This window comes from Haloarcula amylolytica JCM 13557 (assembly GCF_000336615.1).
Taxonomy (GTDB): domain Archaea; phylum Halobacteriota; class Halobacteria; order Halobacteriales; family Haloarculaceae; genus Haloarcula; species Haloarcula amylolytica.
In genome coordinates this window covers 267,964-289,549 of sequence record NZ_AOLW01000015.1, presented here as the reverse complement: position 1 = coordinate 289,549, position 21,586 = coordinate 267,964, and the positions used below count along the sequence as shown (strand labels likewise).

Annotated in this window: 20 protein-coding genes; 7 read left to right on the top strand and 13 right to left on the bottom strand. The window is 63.2% G+C overall.

Translation table 11 applies throughout. The annotated features are described in order from the left end of the window. Positions 1 to 3: 3 nt before the first annotated feature. A complete protein-coding gene (locus tag C442_RS07325; RefSeq protein WP_008309157.1) occupies positions 4 to 1,146 on the bottom strand; it encodes an ABC transporter substrate-binding protein in 1,143 nt (380 codons plus the stop codon). A 143-nt stretch (positions 1,147 to 1,289) separates the two neighbouring features. On the opposite strand from C442_RS07325, the gene C442_RS07320 reads away from it, so the two are divergent. Continuing rightward, positions 1,290 to 1,475 carry a DUF7836 family putative zinc-binding protein gene (locus tag C442_RS07320; protein ID WP_008309156.1) on the top strand — a complete coding sequence of 62 codons (186 nt, stop codon included), beginning with the start codon at positions 1,290 to 1,292 and terminating at the stop codon, positions 1,473 to 1,475. On the opposite strand, the gene C442_RS07315 is transcribed toward C442_RS07320, so the two are convergent. From C442_RS07315 to C442_RS07305, 3 genes are read right to left on the bottom strand one after another with little or no spacing between them, the layout of a single operon-like run. Then, positions 1,472 to 1,783: a hypothetical protein gene (locus tag C442_RS07315; protein ID WP_049942886.1), complete on the bottom strand. Its 312-nt coding sequence runs from the start codon at positions 1,781 to 1,783 to the stop codon at positions 1,472 to 1,474. The genes C442_RS07320 and C442_RS07315 overlap by 4 nt on opposite strands. Position 1,784: 1 nt before the next feature. Further along, on the bottom strand, positions 1,785 to 3,365 hold the full coding sequence (locus tag C442_RS07310) for an acyl-CoA carboxylase subunit beta (RefSeq protein WP_008309153.1): 1,581 nt from the start codon (positions 3,363 to 3,365) through the stop codon (positions 1,785 to 1,787). A 1-nt stretch (position 3,366) separates the two neighbouring features. Next, entirely contained in the window at positions 3,367 to 4,110 is a 744-nt protein-coding gene (locus tag C442_RS07305; protein WP_008309151.1) for a beta-ketoacyl-ACP reductase, read from the bottom strand. Between the two features lie 218 nt (positions 4,111 to 4,328). Between C442_RS07305 and C442_RS07300 the strand changes: the two genes are divergently transcribed. From C442_RS07300 to C442_RS07275, 6 genes are read left to right on the top strand one after another with little or no spacing between them, the layout of a single operon-like run. Beyond that, positions 4,329 to 5,492: a hypothetical protein gene (locus tag C442_RS07300; RefSeq protein ID WP_008309149.1), complete on the top strand. Its 1,164-nt coding sequence runs from the start codon at positions 4,329 to 4,331 to the stop codon at positions 5,490 to 5,492. 37 nt (positions 5,493 to 5,529) lie between these two features. Then, entirely contained in the window at positions 5,530 to 6,732 is a 1,203-nt protein-coding gene (locus C442_RS07295; RefSeq protein WP_049942885.1) for an extracellular solute-binding protein, read from the top strand. Position 6,733: 1 nt separating this feature from the next. After that, positions 6,734 to 8,356, top strand: coding sequence for an ABC transporter permease (locus C442_RS07290; RefSeq protein WP_008309145.1), 1,623 nt, complete (start codon positions 6,734 to 6,736; stop codon positions 8,354 to 8,356). Continuing rightward, complete coding sequence (locus C442_RS07285; RefSeq protein WP_008309144.1) at positions 8,356 to 9,486, top strand: ABC transporter ATP-binding protein; 1,131 nt, start codon at positions 8,356 to 8,358, stop codon at positions 9,484 to 9,486. The genes C442_RS07290 and C442_RS07285 overlap by 1 nt, the downstream gene beginning before the upstream one ends. Beyond that, on the top strand, positions 9,483 to 11,489 hold the full coding sequence (locus C442_RS07280) for an ArnT family glycosyltransferase (protein WP_008309142.1): 2,007 nt from the start codon (positions 9,483 to 9,485) through the stop codon (positions 11,487 to 11,489). The genes C442_RS07285 and C442_RS07280 overlap by 4 nt, the downstream gene beginning before the upstream one ends. Before the next feature lie 9 nt (positions 11,490 to 11,498). Continuing rightward, positions 11,499 to 12,083, top strand: coding sequence for a gluconate 2-dehydrogenase subunit 3 family protein (locus C442_RS07275; RefSeq protein ID WP_008309139.1), 585 nt, complete (start codon positions 11,499 to 11,501; stop codon positions 12,081 to 12,083). 32 nt (positions 12,084 to 12,115) lie between these two features. On the opposite strand, the gene C442_RS07270 is transcribed toward C442_RS07275, so the two are convergent. The 9 genes from C442_RS07270 to C442_RS07230 form a co-directional block, all read right to left on the bottom strand. Beyond that, on the bottom strand, positions 12,116 to 12,829 hold the full coding sequence (locus tag C442_RS07270; protein WP_008309137.1) for a dolichyl-phosphate hexose transferase: 714 nt from the start codon (positions 12,827 to 12,829) through the stop codon (positions 12,116 to 12,118). Positions 12,830 to 12,878: 49 nt separating this feature from the next. Next, a complete protein-coding gene (locus tag C442_RS07265) occupies positions 12,879 to 13,655 on the bottom strand; it encodes a helix-turn-helix transcriptional regulator (RefSeq protein WP_008309135.1) in 777 nt (258 codons plus the stop codon). A gap of 427 nt (positions 13,656 to 14,082) precedes the next feature. Beyond that, positions 14,083 to 15,135 (bottom strand): HTH-type sugar sensing transcriptional regulator TrmB, encoded by a 1,053-nt coding sequence (gene trmB / locus C442_RS07260; RefSeq protein WP_008309133.1) that lies wholly within the window; start codon positions 15,133 to 15,135, stop codon positions 14,083 to 14,085. A gap of 179 nt (positions 15,136 to 15,314) precedes the next feature. Next, positions 15,315 to 16,691, bottom strand: coding sequence for an ABC transporter substrate-binding protein (locus tag C442_RS07255; protein WP_049942884.1), 1,377 nt, complete (start codon positions 16,689 to 16,691; stop codon positions 15,315 to 15,317). A gap of 275 nt (positions 16,692 to 16,966) precedes the next feature. Continuing rightward, the gene (locus tag C442_RS07250; protein ID WP_008309129.1) at positions 16,967 to 18,031 is read right to left on the bottom strand and encodes a glucose 1-dehydrogenase; all 1,065 of its coding nucleotides are present in this window, start codon (positions 18,029 to 18,031) and stop codon (positions 16,967 to 16,969) included. A 40-nt stretch (positions 18,032 to 18,071) separates the two neighbouring features. Next, positions 18,072 to 19,148 carry a Gfo/Idh/MocA family protein gene (locus C442_RS07245; protein ID WP_008309128.1) on the bottom strand — a complete coding sequence of 359 codons (1,077 nt, stop codon included), beginning with the start codon at positions 19,146 to 19,148 and terminating at the stop codon, positions 18,072 to 18,074. A gap of 29 nt (positions 19,149 to 19,177) precedes the next feature. Beyond that, positions 19,178 to 19,381, bottom strand: coding sequence for a hypothetical protein (locus tag C442_RS07240; RefSeq protein WP_049942883.1), 204 nt, complete (start codon positions 19,379 to 19,381; stop codon positions 19,178 to 19,180). Position 19,382: 1 nt separating this feature from the next. Next, positions 19,383 to 20,579, bottom strand: a complete 1,197-nt coding sequence (locus tag C442_RS07235) for an ABC transporter ATP-binding protein (RefSeq protein WP_008309126.1) — start codon at positions 20,577 to 20,579, stop codon at positions 19,383 to 19,385. 4 nt (positions 20,580 to 20,583) lie between these two features. Continuing rightward, entirely contained in the window at positions 20,584 to 21,585 is a 1,002-nt protein-coding gene (locus C442_RS07230) for a carbohydrate ABC transporter permease (RefSeq protein WP_008309125.1), read from the bottom strand. Between the last annotated feature and the right edge of the window lies 1 nt (position 21,586).

The following is a 21,586-nucleotide window of genomic DNA, read 5'->3' as shown; positions in this document are numbered from 1 at the left end:
GCCCTACAGCTCTCCGGCGACGATATCGGCGACGCGTTGACGGTCGAACAGGTTCCGGTCCACGTCGTGCACCTGCGACGCGGCCCGTTCCGTGAGGACCAGATTCGTTATCGGCCCCTGATACAACGGCCCCCCGCGATACACGTCCCCGTTCTGTACCGCCGTCAGCTCGCTCCCGGCCGAATCCGATTCGAGGAAACTGACGACCGTGTCCTCGAACTCCGAGCGCGTTTTGTTCTCCTGTCCACGCAGGAGCAGGTGCTCCGGATCGATGTCGAGCAGGGTCTCGAAGTCGACCTTGCTGCGGTCGGCGTGGAAGTCCCTGACATCGGTCTTCGCGAAGGCGTCGCGTACCCCGAGGTCTCGCCACTGTTTGAAGCTGGTCCCGTCCTCGATGAGGTACGGTGAGAAGCTGGTGGGCTCGTCGCTGCCGGCCCACATGATGGCTACCTCCGGCCGGTCTGATTCCGAGTCCGGCAGGATGTCTTCCAGGCTCGTCTGGAACTCTTCGTGGAGAGTCCGGAACGCCTCGAACCGGTCGGTCCGCTGGAACGCCTGGGACAGTTTCTCGAAGGCTTCGTACAGTGTGTAGTAGGTGTAGTCGTGCCACTCGTAGCCGGTCGAGAAGATGCTGTTCCCGAAGAAAGGACCGACCTGGGTTTCGATTTCGTCGATATCCGACTGTTCCCAGGACCCGCGGCTCTGCAGGAAGTTCGGGTCCATGACGTGGATGTCGGCGTCTATTTCGTAGAACTGCTCTTTCCCGACACCGCTGTCCCCCCACAGCTTCTGGATCGAACTCCCGTCGACGCTGACGCCCGGGATCTCGTCGTAGAGCTGGGTGTGGTACCGGGATGGGAGCCAGACGCCCTCTGGTGCGTCGAGGCCGAGCGCAATCCCCATGTCGGCCCAGCTCCCGTTGTTCGCGACCCAGCCCTCCGGAACTGCCTCGAACGTGACCTCGCCCACCGGTTCCATCGTGACGGAGTAGCCCGACTCCGTCGGTTCCGTGGTCGCTGTCGCGGTCGTCGTACCGGAATCCGTCGCGCCGTCACCACCGCTCCCGGCCTCGGACTGACCCGAACAGCCGGCGACGGCACCTGCCAGCCCGACACCGGTCGCAACGATGTACTCTCGTCGGTTCATATCTTTTTAGGCTTGCCTAAACGGTTTAAATCTTCCCATGTTTAGGCAGCCCAAAAGCGGCATGAATCGACAAACAGCACCACAGCCCCCGACAGTGAGAATCCACACAAAGTATATCCGTGTGTGCTAACCACACACGAAATATGCAGGAGGCCTGGCTCCAACTACAATGTCCGGCGTGTTCAGTTGCCTGGGAAGAGCAAGTGTCCGACCTCCCGGCCCCTGAAACACAGTTCGTCTGTGACGACTGCGGGGCCGAACGGGCGCTGTCGGAGTTCATGCGGACCACCCGCGACCTCGAAGTGCTGCAGGAGTTTACGGACTCTTAGTACCGCGCCCGCGCCGCCGCCTTCCACTCCTCGCCTCGCTTGACGTTGTCCGGAGGGTGGCGCTTGCCCACGCTCGCCAGCCGTCCGGCCAGCGTCCACTCGTCGACGTACTCGACCGTCTGCCGCTGTGCTGTCGCCACAGCGGCCCGCTGACGGTCGGTCAGATGGGCACTGATTGCGGCAGTGATAGCGGCTGCCTCGGCCTGTGATGCGTCCGCTGGTATCGACAGCGACAGGTCTTCCGGGCCCTCGCTGTCGGTGGTCAGCATCGGCTCCGCGTCCGACTGGGGGGTGTTGCGAGTCGCCATATTACAGCGGGATGTTGCCGTGGTCTTTCGGCGGTGTATCCTCGCGCTTGCGCTGCAGGAGGTCGAGGTCCTGAATGAGGCGCTTGCGCGTCTCTTTCGGTTCGATGACGTCGTCGAGGTAGCCCCGTTTCGCCGGCCCGTACGGATTGGCGAACTCGTCGCGGAACTCGTCCATCAGTTCCTGGCGCTTGGCGTCCGGGTCGTCGGCGTCTGCGATTTCGTTCCGGTAGAGGATGTTGACCGCGCCCCGGGGACCCAGGACCGCCATCTCCGACCCCGGCCAGGCGTAATTCACGTCGCTGCCGAGGAACTTCGAGGACATGACGATGTACGCTCCGCCGTAGGCCTTCCGCACGACGACCGACAGCAGCGGCACCGTCGCCTCGGCGTAGGCGTAGATCAGCTTCGCGCCCCGCCGGATGATGCCGTTGTGCTCCTGATCCGTGCCGGGCATGAACCCGGGTACGTCGACGAGCGTGAGGATGGGGATATTGAACGAATCGCAAAAGCGGACGAACCGGGCCGCTTTCTCCGCCGCGTCGATGTCAAGCGTCCCCGCGCTCACGCGTGGCTGGTTGGCGACGACGCCGACCGACTGGCCGTCCATCCGAGAAAAGCCCACGACGACGTTGCGCGCCCAGTTGCCGTGGACCTCGAAGAAGGAGTCCTCGTCGACGATAGCGTCGATGACTTTCGTCATGTCGTAGGGCTTTCGCGGGGCCGACGGGACGATGTCGGTCACGCCGGGGATTTCCCTGTCCGGGTCGTCCCACGGCTTCACCCGCGGCGGGTCCTCCATGTTGTTCGATGGCAGGTACGACAGGAGGCGACGGATGTTTTCGAGGGCTTCCTCCTCTGACGGGTACGAGAAGTGAGCGACACCGGATTTGGTGGAGTGCGAGCCCGCACCGCCGAGTTCCTCCTTCGATACCTGTTCGCCGGTCACCGTCTCGATGACGTCCGGCCCGGTGATGAACATATGGCTGGTGTCCTGCACCATGAAGGTGAAGTCAGTCAGCGCTGGGCTGTAGGTGGCTCCGCCGGCACACGGCCCCATGATGGCCGAAATCTGTGGGATGAGCCCGCTAGCCTTGGTGTTGCGCTCGAAAATCTTGGCGAAGCCGACCAGCGAGTCGACGCCTTCCTGAATGCGTGCGCCGCCGGAGTCGTTGAGTCCGATGACCGGGACGCCGTTCTCGATTGCCCGGTCCATCACCTTACAGATCTTGTCGGCGACGACCTCGCCGACCGAGCCCCCGAGTACGGTGAAGTCGTGGGCAAACAGGAACACCTTCCGGCCGTCGACCTCGCCGTAGCCGGTGACGACCGCGTCGCCGGCGAAGCGCTTCTCCGCCATGCCGAAGTTCGTCGACCGGTGCTCGACGAACGGGTCCACCTCGTTGAACGTGCCGTCGTCGACGAGGAAGTCGATGCGCTCGCGGGCGGTCATCTTGCCCTTCTCGTGCTGGGATTCGATACGGGCCTCGCCACCACCGAGTTCGGCTTCGGCTCGTTTCTGTCGCAACTCCTCGACCGCGTCGTCGGGCGCGGTCTCGTCTTCTGGTTCTTCCTGCTGACTCATGCTACCACTCCATCCCGCCGTTGACGCCAAGTACCTGTCCAGTCATATAACTCGATTCTTCGCTCGCGACGAACCTGACGATGCCGGCGATGTCTTCGACGCGTGCGAACCGGTCGAGCGGGATCTCCCGCAGAATCTTCTCCTGAACGCGTTCGGGTACCTCCTCTAACATATCGGTCTTGACAAAGCCCGGCGCGACGCAGTTCGCAGTCGAGCCCGTGTGTGCCAGTTCAAGCGCTAGGGTCCGCGTAAAGCCGAACAGTCCGGACTTCGTCGTCGCGTAGTTGGCCTGTCCGATGTTGCCCTGCTGGCCGACGACGCTAGAGATATTTATCAGTCGGCCGTGCTCCGCGTCGCGGATGTCGTCGTAGAACGCCTTCGTCCCGTTGAACACGCCGCCCAGGTTGACGTCGATAACCGTCTCCCAGTCTTCACGGGTCATGTTCTCGAATTTCTTGTCGATAGTGATACCGGCGTTGTTGACGAGCACGTCCGTGGGACCGAACTCGTCGGCCACCTTCTCACGCATCGCCCGGACTTCATCGAGTTTCGCCACGTCGGCCTGCGCCGCGATAGCGTTACCACCGTTTTCGCGGATATCCTCGACGACGGCACGGGCTTCCGCGTCCGAGGACCGGTAATTTACGACGACGTTGGCCCCGTGAGCACCGAGGTCTTTGGCGATTCCGCGGCCGATACCGCGCGAGGACCCGGTGACGACACAGGTCTGATTATCCAGGTTCATTTGTGGTTGATGGGAGCCCTGTTGCTTCGTACGCTCATCACCTAATCTGGCAAAGCACAGCCAGATAATAGTTCTCCTAATACAACATTAAACGTCAGATTTAGAATATAATGGTGTTCCGGTTTCGGGATACATGATGTCTGGAAAACAGATTCACGAGGGCAGCAAAGTGAGAACGCCAAATCTTTTAGGATGGCCTAAAGAGGTAGGGCCAGTACATGACAGCCGACATCTGCGTGATGGTGCCGACGATTCGAAACCACGAATGCATGCGTTCGTACTTCCAGAACGCCCGGGACCACGGGTTCGATCTGGACCGACTGTTCGTCGTGCTCATCACCGAGGACTTCTGTGACACCGACGCGATGGAACAGATGCTCGACGAAGAAGGCGTCGACGGGGCCGTCTACGACGGGACCGCCCGCGAGGCGTGGTTCGAGACCCACGGCGCGAGCGAGTATTCGCACCTTATCCCAGAAGCGAGCCACGCCCAGACGTCGTTTGGCCTCCTCTACATGTGGGCCAACGACTACGAGTACGGCGTGTTCATCGACGACGACACGCTGCCACACGAAGACGCGGACTTCTTCGGCACCCACATGTCGAACCTGGCATTCGAGGGCGAGATCGAGACGGTCAGTTCCGACGAGCAGTGGGTCAACGTCCTCTACCAGAACGAGGACGAACACGGTCTCTACCCGCGTGGCTACCCCTACGCCGCGATGGACGAGACGGTTTCAACGGAAGCGACGCAGGTCGACGATGTGGTTGCCTCCCAAGGCCTCTGGACAAACGTACCGGACCTCGACGCCGTTCGTATCCTGATGGACGGCGACCTCCAGGGACAGGCCCAGACCCGGACGAGCGAGGCGGACTTCGGCGATGACTTCGTCGCCGCCGAGGGCCAGTACCTCACCGTCTGCTCGATGAACCTCGCGTTCCGCCGGGAAGTGATTCCGGCGTTCTACCAGCTCCCGATGGACGACAACGAGTGGGACGTGGGCCGCTTCGACGACATCTGGTCGGGCGTGTTCCTCAAGCGGGCCTGTGACGTGCTCGGCAAGCAGATCTACAACGGCGACCCCCTCTGTGAGCACAACAAAGCGCCCCGCTCGACGTTCTCGGACCTGACCAACGAGGTCCACGGGCTCGAACTCAACGAGCACGTCTGGGAGATCGTTGACGAGGCCGGCGCGGACGCCGACTCCTATGCCGAAGTGTTCGACGCGATCGCCACGGCGATGGCCGACGGCGATTTCAGCGACTGGGAAAACGGTGCCTTCCTTAACTACTGCGGCGAATTCATGCTCGACTGGCTGGAATGTCTCGACGAACTGGACGCCGCCGCGACGGAACAGGTCCCCGCAACCGCCGACGACTAGAAAGGCCTAAGTTGTTTAGGCAACCCTAAATCAAACAATGAGTGATTCTAACGACACGGCAGGACGTAACGTGACGCAGTCTCGACGGCGCTTCCTCGCTCTCGGCGGCGCGACTGCCGCAACAGCGCTTGCCGGCTGTTCCGGTATTCTCGGTGGTGGCGATGGCGGTGAGGGTGGAAGCGACGGTGGAACTGATACCGGCGTCGGGCAGATTTCCCTTTCGGACTTCCGTGGGTCCGGCCCACTGGTGGAACAGCGGGACGCTCCCGGCGGCACCTCCATCGAGGAGTTGCCGGACCTCAGCGGCGAACTGACGCTGTATCTCGGCGGTGGCGAGGGCGGGCTGTATCTCGACCTCATCAATCTGCTCGAACAGCTCTATCCGGATTTCTCGGCGAACCACCGGCTCGAAGCCTCCAGCGACCTCGCGAACACGATTATCGAGGAAAACGAGGCCGGCGCGAGTCCCGCCGACGTGTTCATGTCCATCGACGCCGGGTCCCTCGGCGCGGTGGCAAACGCCGGGGCGACCGCGAGTCTCCCCGAAGAGGCCCTTTCGACGGTTCCCGAGGCCTACCAGGACAGCGAGGGGCGCTGGGTGGGCATCGCCGGGCGTGCCCGGGCGATCCCGTACAACACGAACCAGATCTCCGAATCCGACATCCCATCGACGGTCCAGGAGTTCCCCGAAACGGCTGCGCTGGAAAACAGCATGGGCTGGGCGCCGAGCTACGGCGCGTTCCAGTCCTTTGTCACCGCGATGCGGCTCATCCGCGGCGACGACGAGACGATGTCGTGGCTCCAGGCGATGCAGGACCACGGTATCACTACCTACGACGACGAGTTCCGCGTTTCCAACGCCTGCGCCGACGGTGAACTCACCGCCGGCTTCGCCAACCACTACTACACGCTTCGGGTCCAGTCCGCCCGCGACGACTCGCCCATCGGCCTCGCGTTCACCGAGGGCGACGCCGGCGCGCTCGTCAACGTCTCGGGGCTGGAAATCATCGACGGAACCGACAACGCTGACCTGGCGTCGAACTTCGTCCGGCACGTTCTCTCGGCGGAGGCCCAGGAGTTCTTCGCCACCCGAACGTTCGCGTATCCGATGATTCCGGGCGTCGCACCGGTCGGCGACCTGCCGCGCATCGACGAGCTGAATCCGCCGGACATCGATCTGACCGAACTGGCCGACGTGGCCGGAACCGTGGACTTACTTCGGGACGCCGGCGTCCTCTAATATGGGCACAAAAGACCGGTACGAGCGGCTTCGGGAGCAGGCGACGACGTCGGAACGAGACTCGTCGCCGCACACGCTGCTCGCAGTGGTCTCGCTGGCGATCTCGCTGTTGTTACTGGCACCGCTGGTATGGATTTTTCTCAGGGCAGGTGAAATCGAGTTCGCGCGTGCGGTCGAATTGCTGACAAGCGATACGACCGTCTCGGTGACGCTGAACACGCTGGCGCTGGTGACTGGCGTCACTTTCGCGTCGATTCTCATCGGCGTCCCGCTGGCGATTCTCACCGCCCAGACCGATCTGCCGTTCAAGCGATTCTGGACGATCACGTCCGCGTTGCCACTGGTCGTTCCGAGCTACATCGGGGCCTTCGCGTTCGTCTCGGCCTTTGGTCCCCGGGGCGTCCTCGCGGACCTGCTCTCGCCGCTCGGTATCGAGCAAATACCGACGATATACGGCCTGCACGGCGCGATACTCGTCCTGACACTGTTCACGTATCCGTACGTATTTCTGACTACGCGCGCGTCGCTGCTGTCGTTCGACGGGACTGTTGTCGAGGCCGCCCGAACGCTGAATCACACTCGCTGGGAGGCGTTCCGCCGCGTCACGCTGCCACAGATCGCACCGGGCATCGCCGCCGGCGCGCTGCTGGTGGCGCTGTACGCGCTCTCTGACTTCGGAACGCCGGCGATTATGCAGTACGACGTGTTCACGCGGATGATCTACAACGAGTTCGGCGCGCGCCGACTGGACTACGCCTCCGTGCTCTCGATGCTGTTGCTCGTGATGGCGCTCGGCATCCTCGCCGTCGAATCCCGGCTCAGCGCGGGCCGGGACGGCGCCTACGTCAGCAGCGGCTCGCGCCGGCCCGGTCTCATCAGGCTCGGATACTGGAAGGGACCGGCACTGCTGTTTTGCGGCGCCATCGCGTCCCTGTGTCTGGTGCTTCCCATCGGCATCCTGCTCCAGTGGCTCCTCCGCTCCGGCACAGGCTACAGCGGCGGTGGCTTCGCGTTCGAGGCGTCCTATGCCTGGAACTCGGTCGGCCTGGCCGCCGCCGCGGCCGCTATCTGCGTCGTGGCGGCGCTCCCGATTGCGTACCTCGCCGCGCGCGGCACGTCGGGTATTTCGTCGCTTCCCGAGCGAGCCACGTACGTCGGCTACGCGGTCCCTGGTGTCGTTCTCGGCCTCGCGCTGGTGTACCTTGGGCTCCGGTACGTCCCCTTCCTGTACCAGAGCGTCATCCTGCTAGTGTTCGCCTATGTGATTCGGTTCCTCCCGCAGGCCGTCGGGACGACCGAATCCTCGATTCTTCAGGTCGACCCGCAGTACATCGAGGCGGCGCGGTCACTGGGCTACCACCCGCTCTCGGCGTTCCGGAAGGTCGTCTTGCCGCTCGTCGCGCCGGGTATCGCCGCCGGGGCCGCACTGGTGTTCCTGACGACCATGAAGGAATTGCCGGCAACGCTGATGTTACGCCCGACGGGCTTCGAAACCTTCGTTACGTACATCTGGCTCGTCCAGGGTGCCGGCTACTACGGACAGGCGGCGGTCCCGGCCCTCGTGCTCGTTGGCCTTTCCGGACTCTCCATGCTGGTCATTCTTCGACGGGAGGACACAAGCTAATGTCTCGACAAACACGCACACAGCAAACATCGGACTTCGACGACGTGGACGCAGCGGTAGCGAACCCGAACCGGACCGTCCTGGAACTGGACGACGTTTCCAAGGACTACGGTCACGAAGTCGCCGTCGAGAACCTCTCGCTCGACGTGAAAGACGGCGAACTACTGACGCTTCTGGGCCCCTCTGGCTGCGGCAAGACGACGACCCTCCGGATGATTGCCGGGCTGGAACGCCCCTCTGACGGCCAGATCTCCATCGCCGACGAAGTCATCGCCGACGGCACTTCGTTCCGGAAGCCCGAGGAGCGCAACGTCGGTATCGTCTTCCAGGACTACGCCCTGTTCCCGCATCTCACCGTCGCCGAGAACATCGCGTTCGGCCTGACCGAGATGGCGGAAGACGCTGTCGGAGAGCGGGTCGACGAACTGCTCGAACTGGTCGACCTGTCGGACCATCACGACAAGATGCCGAGCCAGCTTTCCGGCGGCCAGCAGCAACGCGTCGCGCTCGCGCGCTCGCTGGCCCCGGAACCGGACGTCCTCCTGCTCGACGAGCCGTTCTCGAACCTGGACGTGCGCCTGCGCGTCGAGATGCGCGAGGAGGTCCGCAAGATCCTCAAGCGGGCCGGCGTCACCGCCATCTCTGTGACCCACGACCAGGAGGAGGCGCTGTCGATCAGCGACCGCGTCGCCATCATGAACGACGGGACCATCGCTCAGATCGGCGACCCCGCTGAAGTGTTCGAGAACCCCGAAAGTCGCTTCGTCGCGAGCTTCCTCGGCCAGGCGAGTTTCCTCTCGGCCCGGGTCACCAGCGACGTCATCGAGACCGGGCTCGGTTCGTTCGACGTGGAACTGCTGAACGGGCCGGTCGAGGCGTACAACGGCGCGATGGTGGACGTACTCGTCCGGCCCGACGATCTGCAGGCGATGCCAACAAACGAGTCCAAGGCCGACGGCTACGTCGTCCATCGCCAGTACAACGGCCCCTCGTTCGTCTACCGGGTCGAACTCCACAGCGGCGACGTCGTCCACTGTATGCACAACCACGTCGAGACGTTTGAGCCAGGCCAGCCCGTCGAGGTCGACCTGGTCGCTGACCACGATCTGGCCTGGTACCCGACGGAATGACGCGACTGCGCCGGCCGGGGGTACAGGCGGGGCTGGTGGCGCTGCTGGGCGGGGTCGCCGTTTTCACGCTCGCCCACGTCGTTTTCCCGCACCACACCACCAACCACGACGAGGGCGTCTACCTCCAGCAAGCCGCCATGTTGCTGGAGGGGCAACTGTTCATCTACCCGCCGGTCGAGGAATCGTTCCGGCCGTGGTTCTTCGTGGCCGACGGCGAGCGGTTGTATCCGAAGTACGCGCCGGTTCCGGCGGCGATGTTCGCCGTCGGGAAACTGCTCGGCGGGTACCGCGTCGCGCTGGGTCTGATCTCGACTGGTGTCCTAGCGCTGACCTACCACACCGTCCGCGAGGCCTTCGACGCTCGAACCGGCGTGGTCGCGACCGTCCTCATGCTCGGGTCGCCGCTGTTTCTCATCGACGCCTCGGTGTTCCTCTCGTACGTACCGACGACGCTCTGGAACCTCGGCTTCGCCGCGGCGTATCTCCACGCCGACCGGACCGGGAGCCGAAAGACAGCGGTGTGTGCCGGGCTCTCCATTGGCATCGCCTTTTTCGCGCGGCCGTACACGGCCGTGCTGTTTGCGACGCCGTTCATCGCGCACGCGCTGTGGTCGCTCCGGACGCGCGACCCGGCGCGGTTCACGCGACTGTCGCTGACTGCCGTCGGCGGGCTCACCGGCGTCGCCGCGACGCTTGCCTACAACCGCGTCGTCACCGGCTCCGCGCTGTTGTTCCCCTATGAGGTGTTCGCTCCACAGGACGGACTGGGCTTCGGCTACCGTGAGATTCTGGGCTACTCTCGGGAGTTTACGCCGGCGATGTCGCTGGACGCGAACGCCGAACTCCTCTGGAAACTCCTCACGCAGTGGGTCGTCGCCGGCCCGCTGGGGACGCTCGCTGCGGCTGTCGGTCTCGGGGCTGCCGTGCGCCGCGGGATAGACGGTCGACAGGCGGCGCTTGCCGGCGTCCTCCTGACGGTCTCCCTCGGCAACGGCTACTTCTGGGGCACCGTGAACATGCTCGGAGACCTTTCGGACCCGACGGACGGCCTGGTCGCCTTCCTGGGCCCGTTCTACCACGTCGACATGCTCGTCCCGCTGACGGCTTTCGGTGCCGTCGGCGTCGTTGCGGTTGCCCGGTGGACGCAGCGGCTGGTCACGGCGCGGGTCAGCGCCGACCGGGTCCGTCCGGTCCTGCTTGCGGTCGCGCTCTGCGGCGCAGCGCTGGGCGGCGGCGCGGCCGTCGCGACGGCGTCCGAGCCGGTTTCGGACAACTACGCGGTGACCCAGCAGTTAGAGCAGGCCTACGAGCCGTTTTCGGAGCGTGATCTCGACAACAGCCTCGTCCTGCTTCCCACACCCTATGGCGACTGGCTCAATCACCCGTTCCAGTCGGTTCGCAACGACCCCGGCTTCGACGGCGACACTGTCTACGCGATGCAACACCGCCAGTTCGAGGTGCTCGACGCCTATCCCGAGCGGGACTACTACCGCTACGTGTTCCGCGGGGAGTGGGTCCCGTATCTGGGGCTGCCCGTCGAACCGCGACTCCAGCCGGTGTCTGTGGCGGAGGGGGAGACGGTCCAAACGGACGTGTCAGCGTCGGTTCCGGAGCAGGCCGCGCTGGTCTCGATCCGGCTCACGAGCGAAGGCGAGAACGACTACGCAACGGTTACCGGAACGGACCGGCTGGATCTGCAGCTCTCGACCGACCGGAACCGGACGCAGCTCACCGGCGACGGAATCGACGACCAGGTCAGCGTCCCGACGCCGGAAGACGGGACGGTGACGCTGATTATGTTCGTCGACTACGGCACCGGCGCGGGGTTCGAGTACCGCGCGGAACTCCCGGTCGAGCAGACCGACGAACGCGTCCGGGCGCTGACGCCGCGGCTCGAAGTCTGTCGGGACCAGCGCCGCTGCGGCGGCGAAGCGGCCTACGTCCCGGGCACGCATCGCGATGGCATCAGCATGAACGCGACCACGAAAAGCGCGAATACGTGATACTCACCGATGACTGACTACGAACTCACCAGACGCGACGCACTGAAAGCACTCGGCGCGGCGGGTGTCACCGTCGGCGGCGGCGCGGCGGCGCTCGCCTGGGACAGGTCGAGCAGCGACGATGCTGCCGAGTCAGCCGAGGCCGACGCCGCCAGTTCCGAATCGGGCTTCGGGGACCACGAGCGCGAGACGTACCGCGCCGTCGCCGCTATCGTCTATCCGAGCGAGGTGACGGGCGTCGCTGGATTCGTCGACAGCTACGTCGCCGGACGGGTCGAGGCAGACCCCGAGCGAGCCGAGGACATGGCGGCAGCAGTCGCGGATCTGGACGCGTACACCCGAGAGTGGGAAGACAGCAACTTCGTGGCGGTCGATGCTGCGACGCAAGAAGATAGGCTTCGGGGAATGGGGGTCAAGGCCTCTGATCCGGACCCACATGGCGACCCGAGGCACCGCGTCCGCTACTACCTCGTCAACGACCTCCTGTTCGCGCTGTACAGTTCGCCGACCGGCGGTAAGCTCGTCGGCATCGAGAATCCACAGGGCCACCCCGGCGGAACGGGTAGCTATCAGCAGCCACCGAACGACCGATAAGCCGGGTCCCGTCGTCGACTGCTTCGGCGGTGTTACCGGAACCGTTCTTCGAGCGCAACCCGGACGATAGATTTCGCGATGGCGGCCCCGCCGGAGAACGGGTCGAGTTTCGTCTCGCCTTTCCGCTCGTCGTACGCGATGGGGCGCTCACGCACGTCGTAGCCACGCATCAGCGGCCGCATGAGCAGTTCGGCTGAGAGCCCGGTGTTCTCTGTCCAGACGATCTTCTGGAGGACCTCGCGGCGGTACGCGCGCATTCCAGTCGTCGTGTCGTGGACGCGCTTGCCCATGAGCACGCTCGCGAGTAGCGCGAACAGTTCGTTCCCCAGTTTGTTCATCGCCGGCATCTGTTCGGCCCCGTAGTACAGTCGGTCACCGCTGACGACGTCGGCCCCGTCGTTTATCTCCGCGAGGAAATCGGGCAGACGCTCCATCGGATACGTATCGTCGCAGTCCGTCGTGACGACGACCGGGCGGTCCGGTGTCAGCACGGCTTTGCGGACTGCCACGCCGTACCCCTGCGGTTCCTGTTCGATAACTGTAGCACCGTGCTCGCAGGCGATCTCCGGTGTCCGGTCGCTGGACCCGTCGACACAGACGACTTCGGCGCGCCCGTCAGTCACTGCAGCGATGTCGTCGAGCACGGTGCCGATTGCTTCTTCCTCGTTGTACGTGCCCATAACGACCGCGAGGTCGTCGAAGGTGTAGCCGGCCGGTTCGTCAGTCCGTGAACCCTGAATAGCCATTGCTCATCCGTCAGTACCCACGGTTCTTGAATGTTTAGGTTTGCCAAAATCAGCGGTCGGCGAGATACGTTTCTATCGGGGTTGCATCCGCCCAGAGGTGCGCAAACAGGTCCCGTGCCCACGAAATAGCGCTGTCCGTTTCGGAGACGATTTTCGCCGACGGCCAGGCTCCGTCGAGTTCTGGGAGCGTCAAGATCATCCAGTCGTCGGCGACGGCGAGTGCGTACGGGACCTCCGTGACACGAACCGTCGTCTCCTCGTATCGATTCATATCGAGCGAGACGGACTCCTTGCCGAGCATCTCGTCGATGACAGCACAGCTTACCACCAGTCTCGAGTCGGGGCTATCTGGCATCGCCTCCTCGTACTCCGGGTGGTAGACGGGCGAGACCACGTCGCAGTTCTGGACGCTCTCGACGCGGGTGACGACTTCGCGGACCGGGCGGTTGATATCGGTCTGCGTGCCACGGATGACGGTGTATTCGTCGAGTTCCGGGAGGCGACACCGGAACGGCTGTGGCAGAACTGATGTATCGTGGGACTCCCAGTACTGCGGGGCCACGGCGAAGAGTTCCTCGAGGCGTTGCTGGCGGTGAATCGTATCCGCGACGAGGCGGCCGGTGCCGGTGAGTCGCCAGCCGTCATCCATCGAGGTGACCAGACCGCGGCCTTCGAGGTTCGAGAGCGCATCGTATATCGCGGACTCGCTCGCAGTGACCGCTGACAGCAGTTCGTTGGTGGCCTTGGCTCCGGGACACAGCGAGCCGATGATGTCCGTCCGGACGGACGACGTTCGGACGTACTGAATAACTGATTCTACGCCCATACTGTCCCCATATACTGTAGCTCATATTTTTCGTACATATCAGTTTCCATTTGTAATGGAATACTCTCTGGAAGCTGTACTATTCTCCCGGGCATTGGATATTATTGCAGCCAATGTGTCCATCTTTTTTACCGCTCGTGACACAGACACTGTTGCTGTCCACGTAAGACCACGTCCCCGCTGAACGCGATGGAGCACGTTGGTCTTGTGGAATTGCCACGTTCGGGCCCGGCGATATCGTGCCTCTGACATACTTCGCCAGCCCGAAGGGTCATGCAATCACCGTGGGTTGCCCGCCCACGGTGCTCATTGTCTCCGCTGTCGTCTCGTCCAGCCGCATCTGTTTACTTCGGACTCCGTCCGTCGGTTCCGTATCGACCGTCAGTAGTCAGGCGGTCACCGTGAGAAACAGCTACAGCCGACAGTGTCAGTTCTCGGGCGGTTCGTCCATCCCGATCCGGATCTCGTACGCCTCGATGTCCTCGAACGCAGCGACCTGTCCACCGACCTCGACCGGCCCCTCGGCCGTCTCAACGACCAGCGTCGCGACCTCGCGGTTCGAACTGAACGACGCCTGATCCACTTTGCCCTCGACGACCCGGTGGTCGCCCGTTTCCACGTCCCGCCCCTCGATAGTCGCGTAGAACTCCCCGTCCAATGTCACCAAGTCAGAGATACAGCGTCTGATCGTCCCGTAGCGGCGCGGGAACGGCAGCCCATCCCCGTCGCTGGCAATCGTTTCGGCCGTCGTCCATAGCACCGTGTTGAGGAACCCGGACACCAGAAACCCGAGTTCCGACCGATTGAAGATAACGCCGTACCGGTCCGTGTCACCGCGGACGCTCTCACGGGTGGCGTACATCGAGTAGTTTCCGTCGGCGACGGCGACGACCGGGGTCGTGATACCGCGGCGGGCCTTCACAGTGGTCGCGATGGATTCGTAATCGAACCGTGCCGGGTCGGGGGCGTCCACGCCCGGCGAGATGAGAATTTCGATGGCGATGCCGGACTGCTTCCGGCTTGCGAGTCTGTCTTCGAACCGCTCTAACAGGGCCGGCGTCAACGACAGCGTCAGTTCGTACTCGGCCGTCTCGATGATGTCTTCGAGGTACCGGAGTATCGTCGGCCGGGATTTGACGAGGGAGACGGCTTCCGGCTCCCGAGCGGGCGCGGTGTAACGCGAAGACAGGTCGTCAACGAGGTCATCGAGTGAGTCCTGAATCCCCTCGAAGGCTTCCCGAGGATCGATAGCCAGGACCTTCATCGGCCGGGACTCCTTGAGTTCGACGAGCCCGACGTCGCTGAGGCTCCGGACCGTATCGTACACCCGCGGCTGTGGAATGTCCGTGTTCTCCGAGATCTCCGACGCTGTCAGCTCACCGTGTTGCAACACGGCCAGGTAGGCTGAAATCTCGTACTCGCCGAGATTGAACCGCGCAATTACCTGTTCGAGCGATGCTTCCAAGTCGTCACTAGACATAGTGGAGCGTTTGCGAGTCGAGTACTAAGAACTTCGGCACTCTATTCAGCAGCCAGTTTCAGAACCAGTCATGTGACTCTGTGCTACTGTTGGTTGTCCCGTCACAGCGGCTGCCTACTCCTGTGACTCCGATCGTTCGAGTCGCCACGGCGAAAAAACTGCGTGCTGTCGCTGCGTTACTAGTAGGCGCTGGAAATCTGGGAGACGACGTCCGCGGGCGCAGCACCGGAGTTCAGCGATGAGATAGCGGATTCGAGCGAGGACTTGACTGCCGGCGGTGCGGCCAGACCGTGCGCGACGGACGGCGGCTGGGCCTCGCTGTTCTGGAAGTCCTCTATCTGGTCCTTGGAGAAGTCGTTGAACGGGTCGGTGTTGACGTCGGTCCGCGGCGGAATCGACCCCTTCTTCGGGTTGAAGATCTCCTGTGCCTCCGTCGTCCCGACGAACTGGCACCACAGCGTGGTCGCTTCCGGGGACGGGTTGTTGACCGGATACGGGAACGAGTCCATGTTGAGGGCGTAGTAGCCGTCGGTTCCCGGGAATGACACATGGTCCCACTCCTCGCCGTACGTCAGGTCGTTCGTGATGTACGTTCCGGCCGCCCAGTCACCCTGGTGGAGGAACGCCGCTTCGCCGTTGATGACCTGATTGTTGGCCTCGGTCCAGGAAATCGAACCGGCGTCGCTCGGGATGTAGTCGAGATAGGACTGCGTGGTCTCGACTGCCGACTCGAGCGCGTCGCTGTTGGCGTCGACCTCACCGTCGACGAAGATAGCGCTGTAGGTGTCGGCGTCCGTTTCGCCGAGGAGAACAGTCGCGAACATCTGGAAGCTGGACCACGGCGACCCGGTCTGGTGTGCCATTCCGGTGTAGCCGGCATCGTTGACCGTCGCCATCGCGTCGACGAGGTCAGACGGCGTTTCGAGGGAGGCCGGGTCGACCCCGGCGTCCTCGACGACCTCGACGTTGTAGAAGAGGTTGTTGATCCGGTGGATGTTGAGCGGCACCGTCACGTAGTTCCCGGCGGGCTGGGCCGCGTCCTTGACGCCCTGAAGGTAGGCGTCCTCCATGCTGTTCTCTGACCACACGGAGTCGCCGATGTCCTTCAGCAGGTTCGCATCGGTGAAGGGGAGCAGATTGTTTCCGGGCCAGGCTTGCCACGTACTCGGGTGGTTGCCGTTCTGCACCCGTGTCCGGATGTTCGCCTGCAGGTTCTCACCCGCACCGCCGGCGATGAGGTTCTCGTCGAACGGGACGTCCGGGTGTTGCTCCTTGAACGCATCCATTACGGACTGAATTGCTTCCAGTCCGTCGCCCTCACCCCACCAGTGGGCCACTTCAAGTGTGCTGTACTGTGTCCCGCTGTCAGTACTGCCGCCGTCGCTGCTGCCGTCACCACTGCTGCCGTCACTACCGTCACCGCTGCTGCCATCGCCGCTGCTGCCGTCACCGCCGTCACTCCCACCGCAGCCAGCCAGCGAGGCCGCACCTGCTGCACCAGCAATCCGAAGAGCGTTACGCCGCGTCAACCGTCTGTTTGAATTGTCATCAGCCATGGTTGCACCAATACCTCATAATTCCTTATTGAAGATTCGCACTTAATACTTCTGTATAGCGAAAATCAGCATTTGACATTCGATCCGATTCCGGTATATCATCTATATTCCCCGATTTTTCGGGTTTGAGTGGAGAAAGAAATTAATCGAATGCGAGTAAATACCTCACAATCTTACATCTACTATCTTACATATGCCCGACAGATACCCGTCTAGAGGGAGGATATTCAGACCAAACTGGCGTCAAAAAGCTCGGGCGCGGTCCTGCCCGAGGGTTACAGCGAATCGAACTCGACGACTGCTTTTATCTGGTCGTCCCCATCCTCGAAGGCCGCCTCGACGTGTTCCGGGTCGGTGACCGTCGTGACCAGGTCATCGAGTAACCACTCCGGAAGCTCCTGTAAGGTCTCGACGGCGTCCTCGAAGTGCGAGACGTGTGAGTTGACCGTGCCGATGAGACACTTGTTGTGCAGGACGATCTCGTTGTGTAGCGAGCCACCGTCGACTTCAAACTCCCACGGCTCCGGGATGCCGAGCAACACGCCGACCCCGTTCTGGTCAAGCGCCTTGACCGTCTGGAACGCGTGCGGGGCGAACCCGGTTGCCTCGTAGATGTAGTCCATCGCCTCGTAGGCCTCCGGGAGTTCGTCCACCGGCGTTTCGCGGGAATCGACGTACGTGCTCCCGATCTCGTCGATGATATCGACCGTCGGGTCGGGTCGGTCACGCCGACCGACACAGTACGTCCGGTCGTACTCCTGGTCGAGCATCCACAGCGTCAACAGCCCGAGCGAGCCGTTGCCCAGCACGCAGGCGGATTCCGGTCGCCAGTCGAACGGTTCCCGCGTCGCGTACGCGTGCTCGTTGGCCTTCTCGGTGATCGAGAGCGGCTCGACGAGGAAGCCGTGCTCCGCGACTGACTCGGGGACCGGGACAAGGAAATCCGCCGGCGAGGTGAAGTACTCGGCCATGAAGCCGTGGTCGCCGACGATGCCGCGTTCCGTGTACTCGCCGTCAGGGGCCATATCAGGCTCGCCCCGGCGGAAGTAGTCGTTCGTCTCACCGTTCGGTTTCCGTCGGACGGTCGGCGCGACGACCTGCCCCGCCTCGAGCCCCGTGCCATTGGGCTCTTCGACGACGCCGACCGCCTCGTGTCCGAGAACCATGTGGTCCGCCCCGTCGGGGAACCCGCCGTGGGACCCGTTCAGGACTTCGTGGTCTGTGCCGTCAACACCAACGCGGAGCGTCCGGACGAGTGCCTCGCCCGGGTCAGGCGACGGTCGCTCCCGCTCTAAGAGCTGTGGGCCGTCGTCGTCCCGCGTAACACCAATCACTTTCATGCCAGGCAGAGAGTGAGAACACTGGGGATTAAGTCTTTCTTCAGGGTTCTGCCTCACCGACACTGACGGCCGTGCCAGTCTCGCTGGAGCGGTAGATTCCGTCCATCACACGCTGGACGCGAAGCGCCTGTTCAACGGTGTTCGTCGACGGCGGCGTCCCGTCTCTGACTGCGGAGACGAACCGCGCCTGTTCCCGTCGCTGTGGGTCCGACCGTTGCGTCTCGATATCGGTCGTCCGGTGGTGCATCCGGCCGGTGTCGGCGGTTTCGAACAGCGTCAGCGACTGGTCTGCGAGGTCGAGTTTCGCGCCCGCCCCGGTCCCGCGGACGTAGTACTCCTGGCTGTCCGGCCGGTTCGTCGCCCACGCGACCTCCAGAGAGATCGTCGTCCCGTCCCCACAGCGAATGAAGGCACTCGCGGAATCGTCGACGCTGAACTCGGCTGCACCGTGGTCCTCGCCCCACATCTCGACGTACGCGTACTCCTCGTCGACGCCGAACTGAGCGCGGGTGTCGCCCGACACCTCGACGACCTCCGGGTGGTCGGCGACGTGCAGTGCCAAGTCGATGGCGTGTGCGCCGATATCGATGAGCGACCCGCCACCAGCCACGTCGCTGCGCGTGAACCACGACCCCCGGCCGGGGACGCCGCGACGCCTGATGTAGTTCGCTTCGATATGAGACACCTCGCCCATATCGCCCGCGTCGCGGTAGCCCACAAGCGTCTGAACTGGATCGGCGAACCGCTTGTGGAAGCCGACCATGCAGAACCCGTCGGCCGCTTCGGCGGCCGCGGCGATCCGCTCGGCGCTTTCGAGCGTGTGGGCCAGCGGCTTCTCGACGAGCACGTCGAGCCCTGCCTCAAGGGCTGTGACGACGTACTGTTCGTGAAACTTGTTCGGCGTCGTCACCAGCACGGCATCCACCGTCTCGAACATCGCCGCGGCTTCCTCGTACACCGCCGCGTCGTACGTCTCAGCGAACCGGCGGCGCGCATCGGCGTCGACGTCGACGCCCGCCGCTATCGAGACCGGCTGGTCGAGCTGTCGGAGGTTGGTACAGTGGATGTCCGCGATGTTCCCCAGTCCGATGATGCCTATCCGAACGGTCTCAGTCATGTGTCTCGAAAGCTGCACCCGGTGTCGGGTTAATACAACTGCTTTTCACGCTCTTCGCGTTCCTCTTCCTGTTCCTGCTTTGCCTTCTCACGGCGTCGACCGCGCCGATACTGGATGATTCCGGGGACGATTTTGTTCTTCAGGTCCAGAATGAACGACACGATCCCGTATGACCAGAAGAAAAACAGCACGAGCATCCCGCTCCAGTACAGCATCGCGAGGTGGCTACTCATTTCAGTCGTCTGACTCTACTTCGCTACTGGATGCAGTGCCTTCGGCCTCGTACGGGATGAGGTCGTGGACGATCGCGTCGCCGGTGGCCGAGTCGAACAGGTGGACGTTCCGCCGGTCGATGACGACCCCGATCTCATCGTCTTCTTCGAGGTCCGAGTCAGGGTCGATGCTCATCAGCAACTGGTCGTTCGTCGCCAGTTCCTGAGACATCGACGTTTCGCCGTCGCCCAGCAGCAGGTAGGCGAATATCTCGTCGCCCATCGGTTCGAGAATGTCGGTCGTCGCCGTAATCATTCCCGACGGGTCGGGGACCTCTGACTTGAGTTCGCCCGGGTAGATGTCCTCCGGGCGGATGCCGAGTGTCACGCTGTCACCCACTCCGATGCCCTCGATTGACGACGGATTGAATTCGAGGGAGAAGTTCGGCGTCTCAAGTGAGGTCTCGGTGACTGTCCCCTCGACGAAGTTCATCGACGGCGAGCCGATGAACCCGGCGACGAAGAGGTTGTCCGGCTCGTTGTAACAGGTCAGCGGCGGGTCGATCTGCTGGAGCTGTCCCGAATCGAGGACGGCGATGCGGTCGGACAGTGTCATCGCCTCCTCCTGGTCGTGAGTCACGTAGATGATGGTCGTGTCCAGTTCCTTGTGCAGGCGCTGAAGCTCCGTCCGCATATGGACCTTGAGCTTCGCGTCGAGGTTCGCCAGCGGCTCGTCCATCAGGAACACGTCGGGCTCGCGCACGATAGCGCGGGCGATAGCGACGCGCTGGCGCTGTCCACCGGACATCTCCTCGGGCATCCGGTTGAGCATCCCCTCTAGCTGGACGATATCCGCGGCCCGCTCGACCCGGCGGTCGATCTCGTCTTGCGGGTAGTCCCGGAGCCGTAGGCCGAAGGAGATGTTGTCGTACACGTCCATGTGCGGGAACAGCGCGATGTTCTGGAACACCATCGCGATGCCGCGGTCCTTCGGCGGGAGGTTCGTCACCTCGCGGTCGCCGATGTATATCTCACCCTCGGTCGGGATGGTGAGCCCGGCGATGGTCTCCATCGTCGTCGACTTCCCGCAGCCGGACGGGCCGACGAAACAGATGAACTCGCCGTGGTCGATGTCGAGGTTCATGTCGTCGACCGCGGTGACCACGTCACCCTGGTCGTCGTAGCGCTTCGTTACGTGTTCGAGTCGTACTCTTGCCATTGTGTTACTCCTTGAGTGCGCCTGAGGTCAGTCCGCTGACGATGCGTTCCTGTGCGACAATCACGAGGATGACGACGGGGAGGACCCCGACGATACTCGCGGCCGCCATGAGGTTGAACTGCGTGGTGTACTGGGTCTGGTAGCTGAGAATCCCGCCGACGATAGGCGACCACTTGGCCGCCTCCGGCGAGGTCGCCATGATCGAGCTGAAGAAGTACTCGTTGTAGACGGCGATGAACGTCAGCACGGCCGCAGTCGCCACGCCCGGCGCAGACAGCGGCATGATGACCCGGAACAGCGCGCCCAGTCGCGTCGTTCCTTCGACCCGTGCGGCGTCCTCCAGCCCGTCGGGAATCTGGCCGTAGAACGTCGTCAGGATGAAGATAGACAGCGGCATGAACAGCGCACTGAACGGCAGCACCATCGATCCCGGGGTGTTCAGCATCCGTGGCGGGGTAAACAGCGGGATGGACGTGAACGGCACTGTAATCGGGGCGTTGCCGGCGAACGCCTGAAACAGCGGGATGACGAACGCGGCCGGCGGGAAGTAGCTGATCGCCAGAATACCGAGCATCAGCAGTGCGCGGCCGGGGAACCGAAGTCGGCCGAACACGTAGCCGGCGAGGCTGGCGACGAACAGCACGATGACCGTCGTCGTGACCGCCAGCGCGAAGCTGTTCAGCATGTACAGGTGGAACGGCACCTGTTCGAAGACGGTGACGAACGCGCCCGGGTTGAAGCCCTTCGGAACCGGTAGCGGGAACGTCCCGCTGACGCCGAAGAGGTTTACTGTCGGGAGGAAACTGCCCGAGAGCAGGTTCCCTTCGGGGGTCACCGCCAGCACGATGAGCCAGTAGAAGGGGAACAGCGTCGTCACCAGGAAAAACACCATCGCCGCGTAGAACAGCGCCCGGTACACTTTTTCCGGGTCCTGGATGGCGCTCTGGGTCCAGCGCTGTAGCGGTCCGTCGCTCGACTGCTCCTGGGTGTCGGTTGGCGTCGCCATG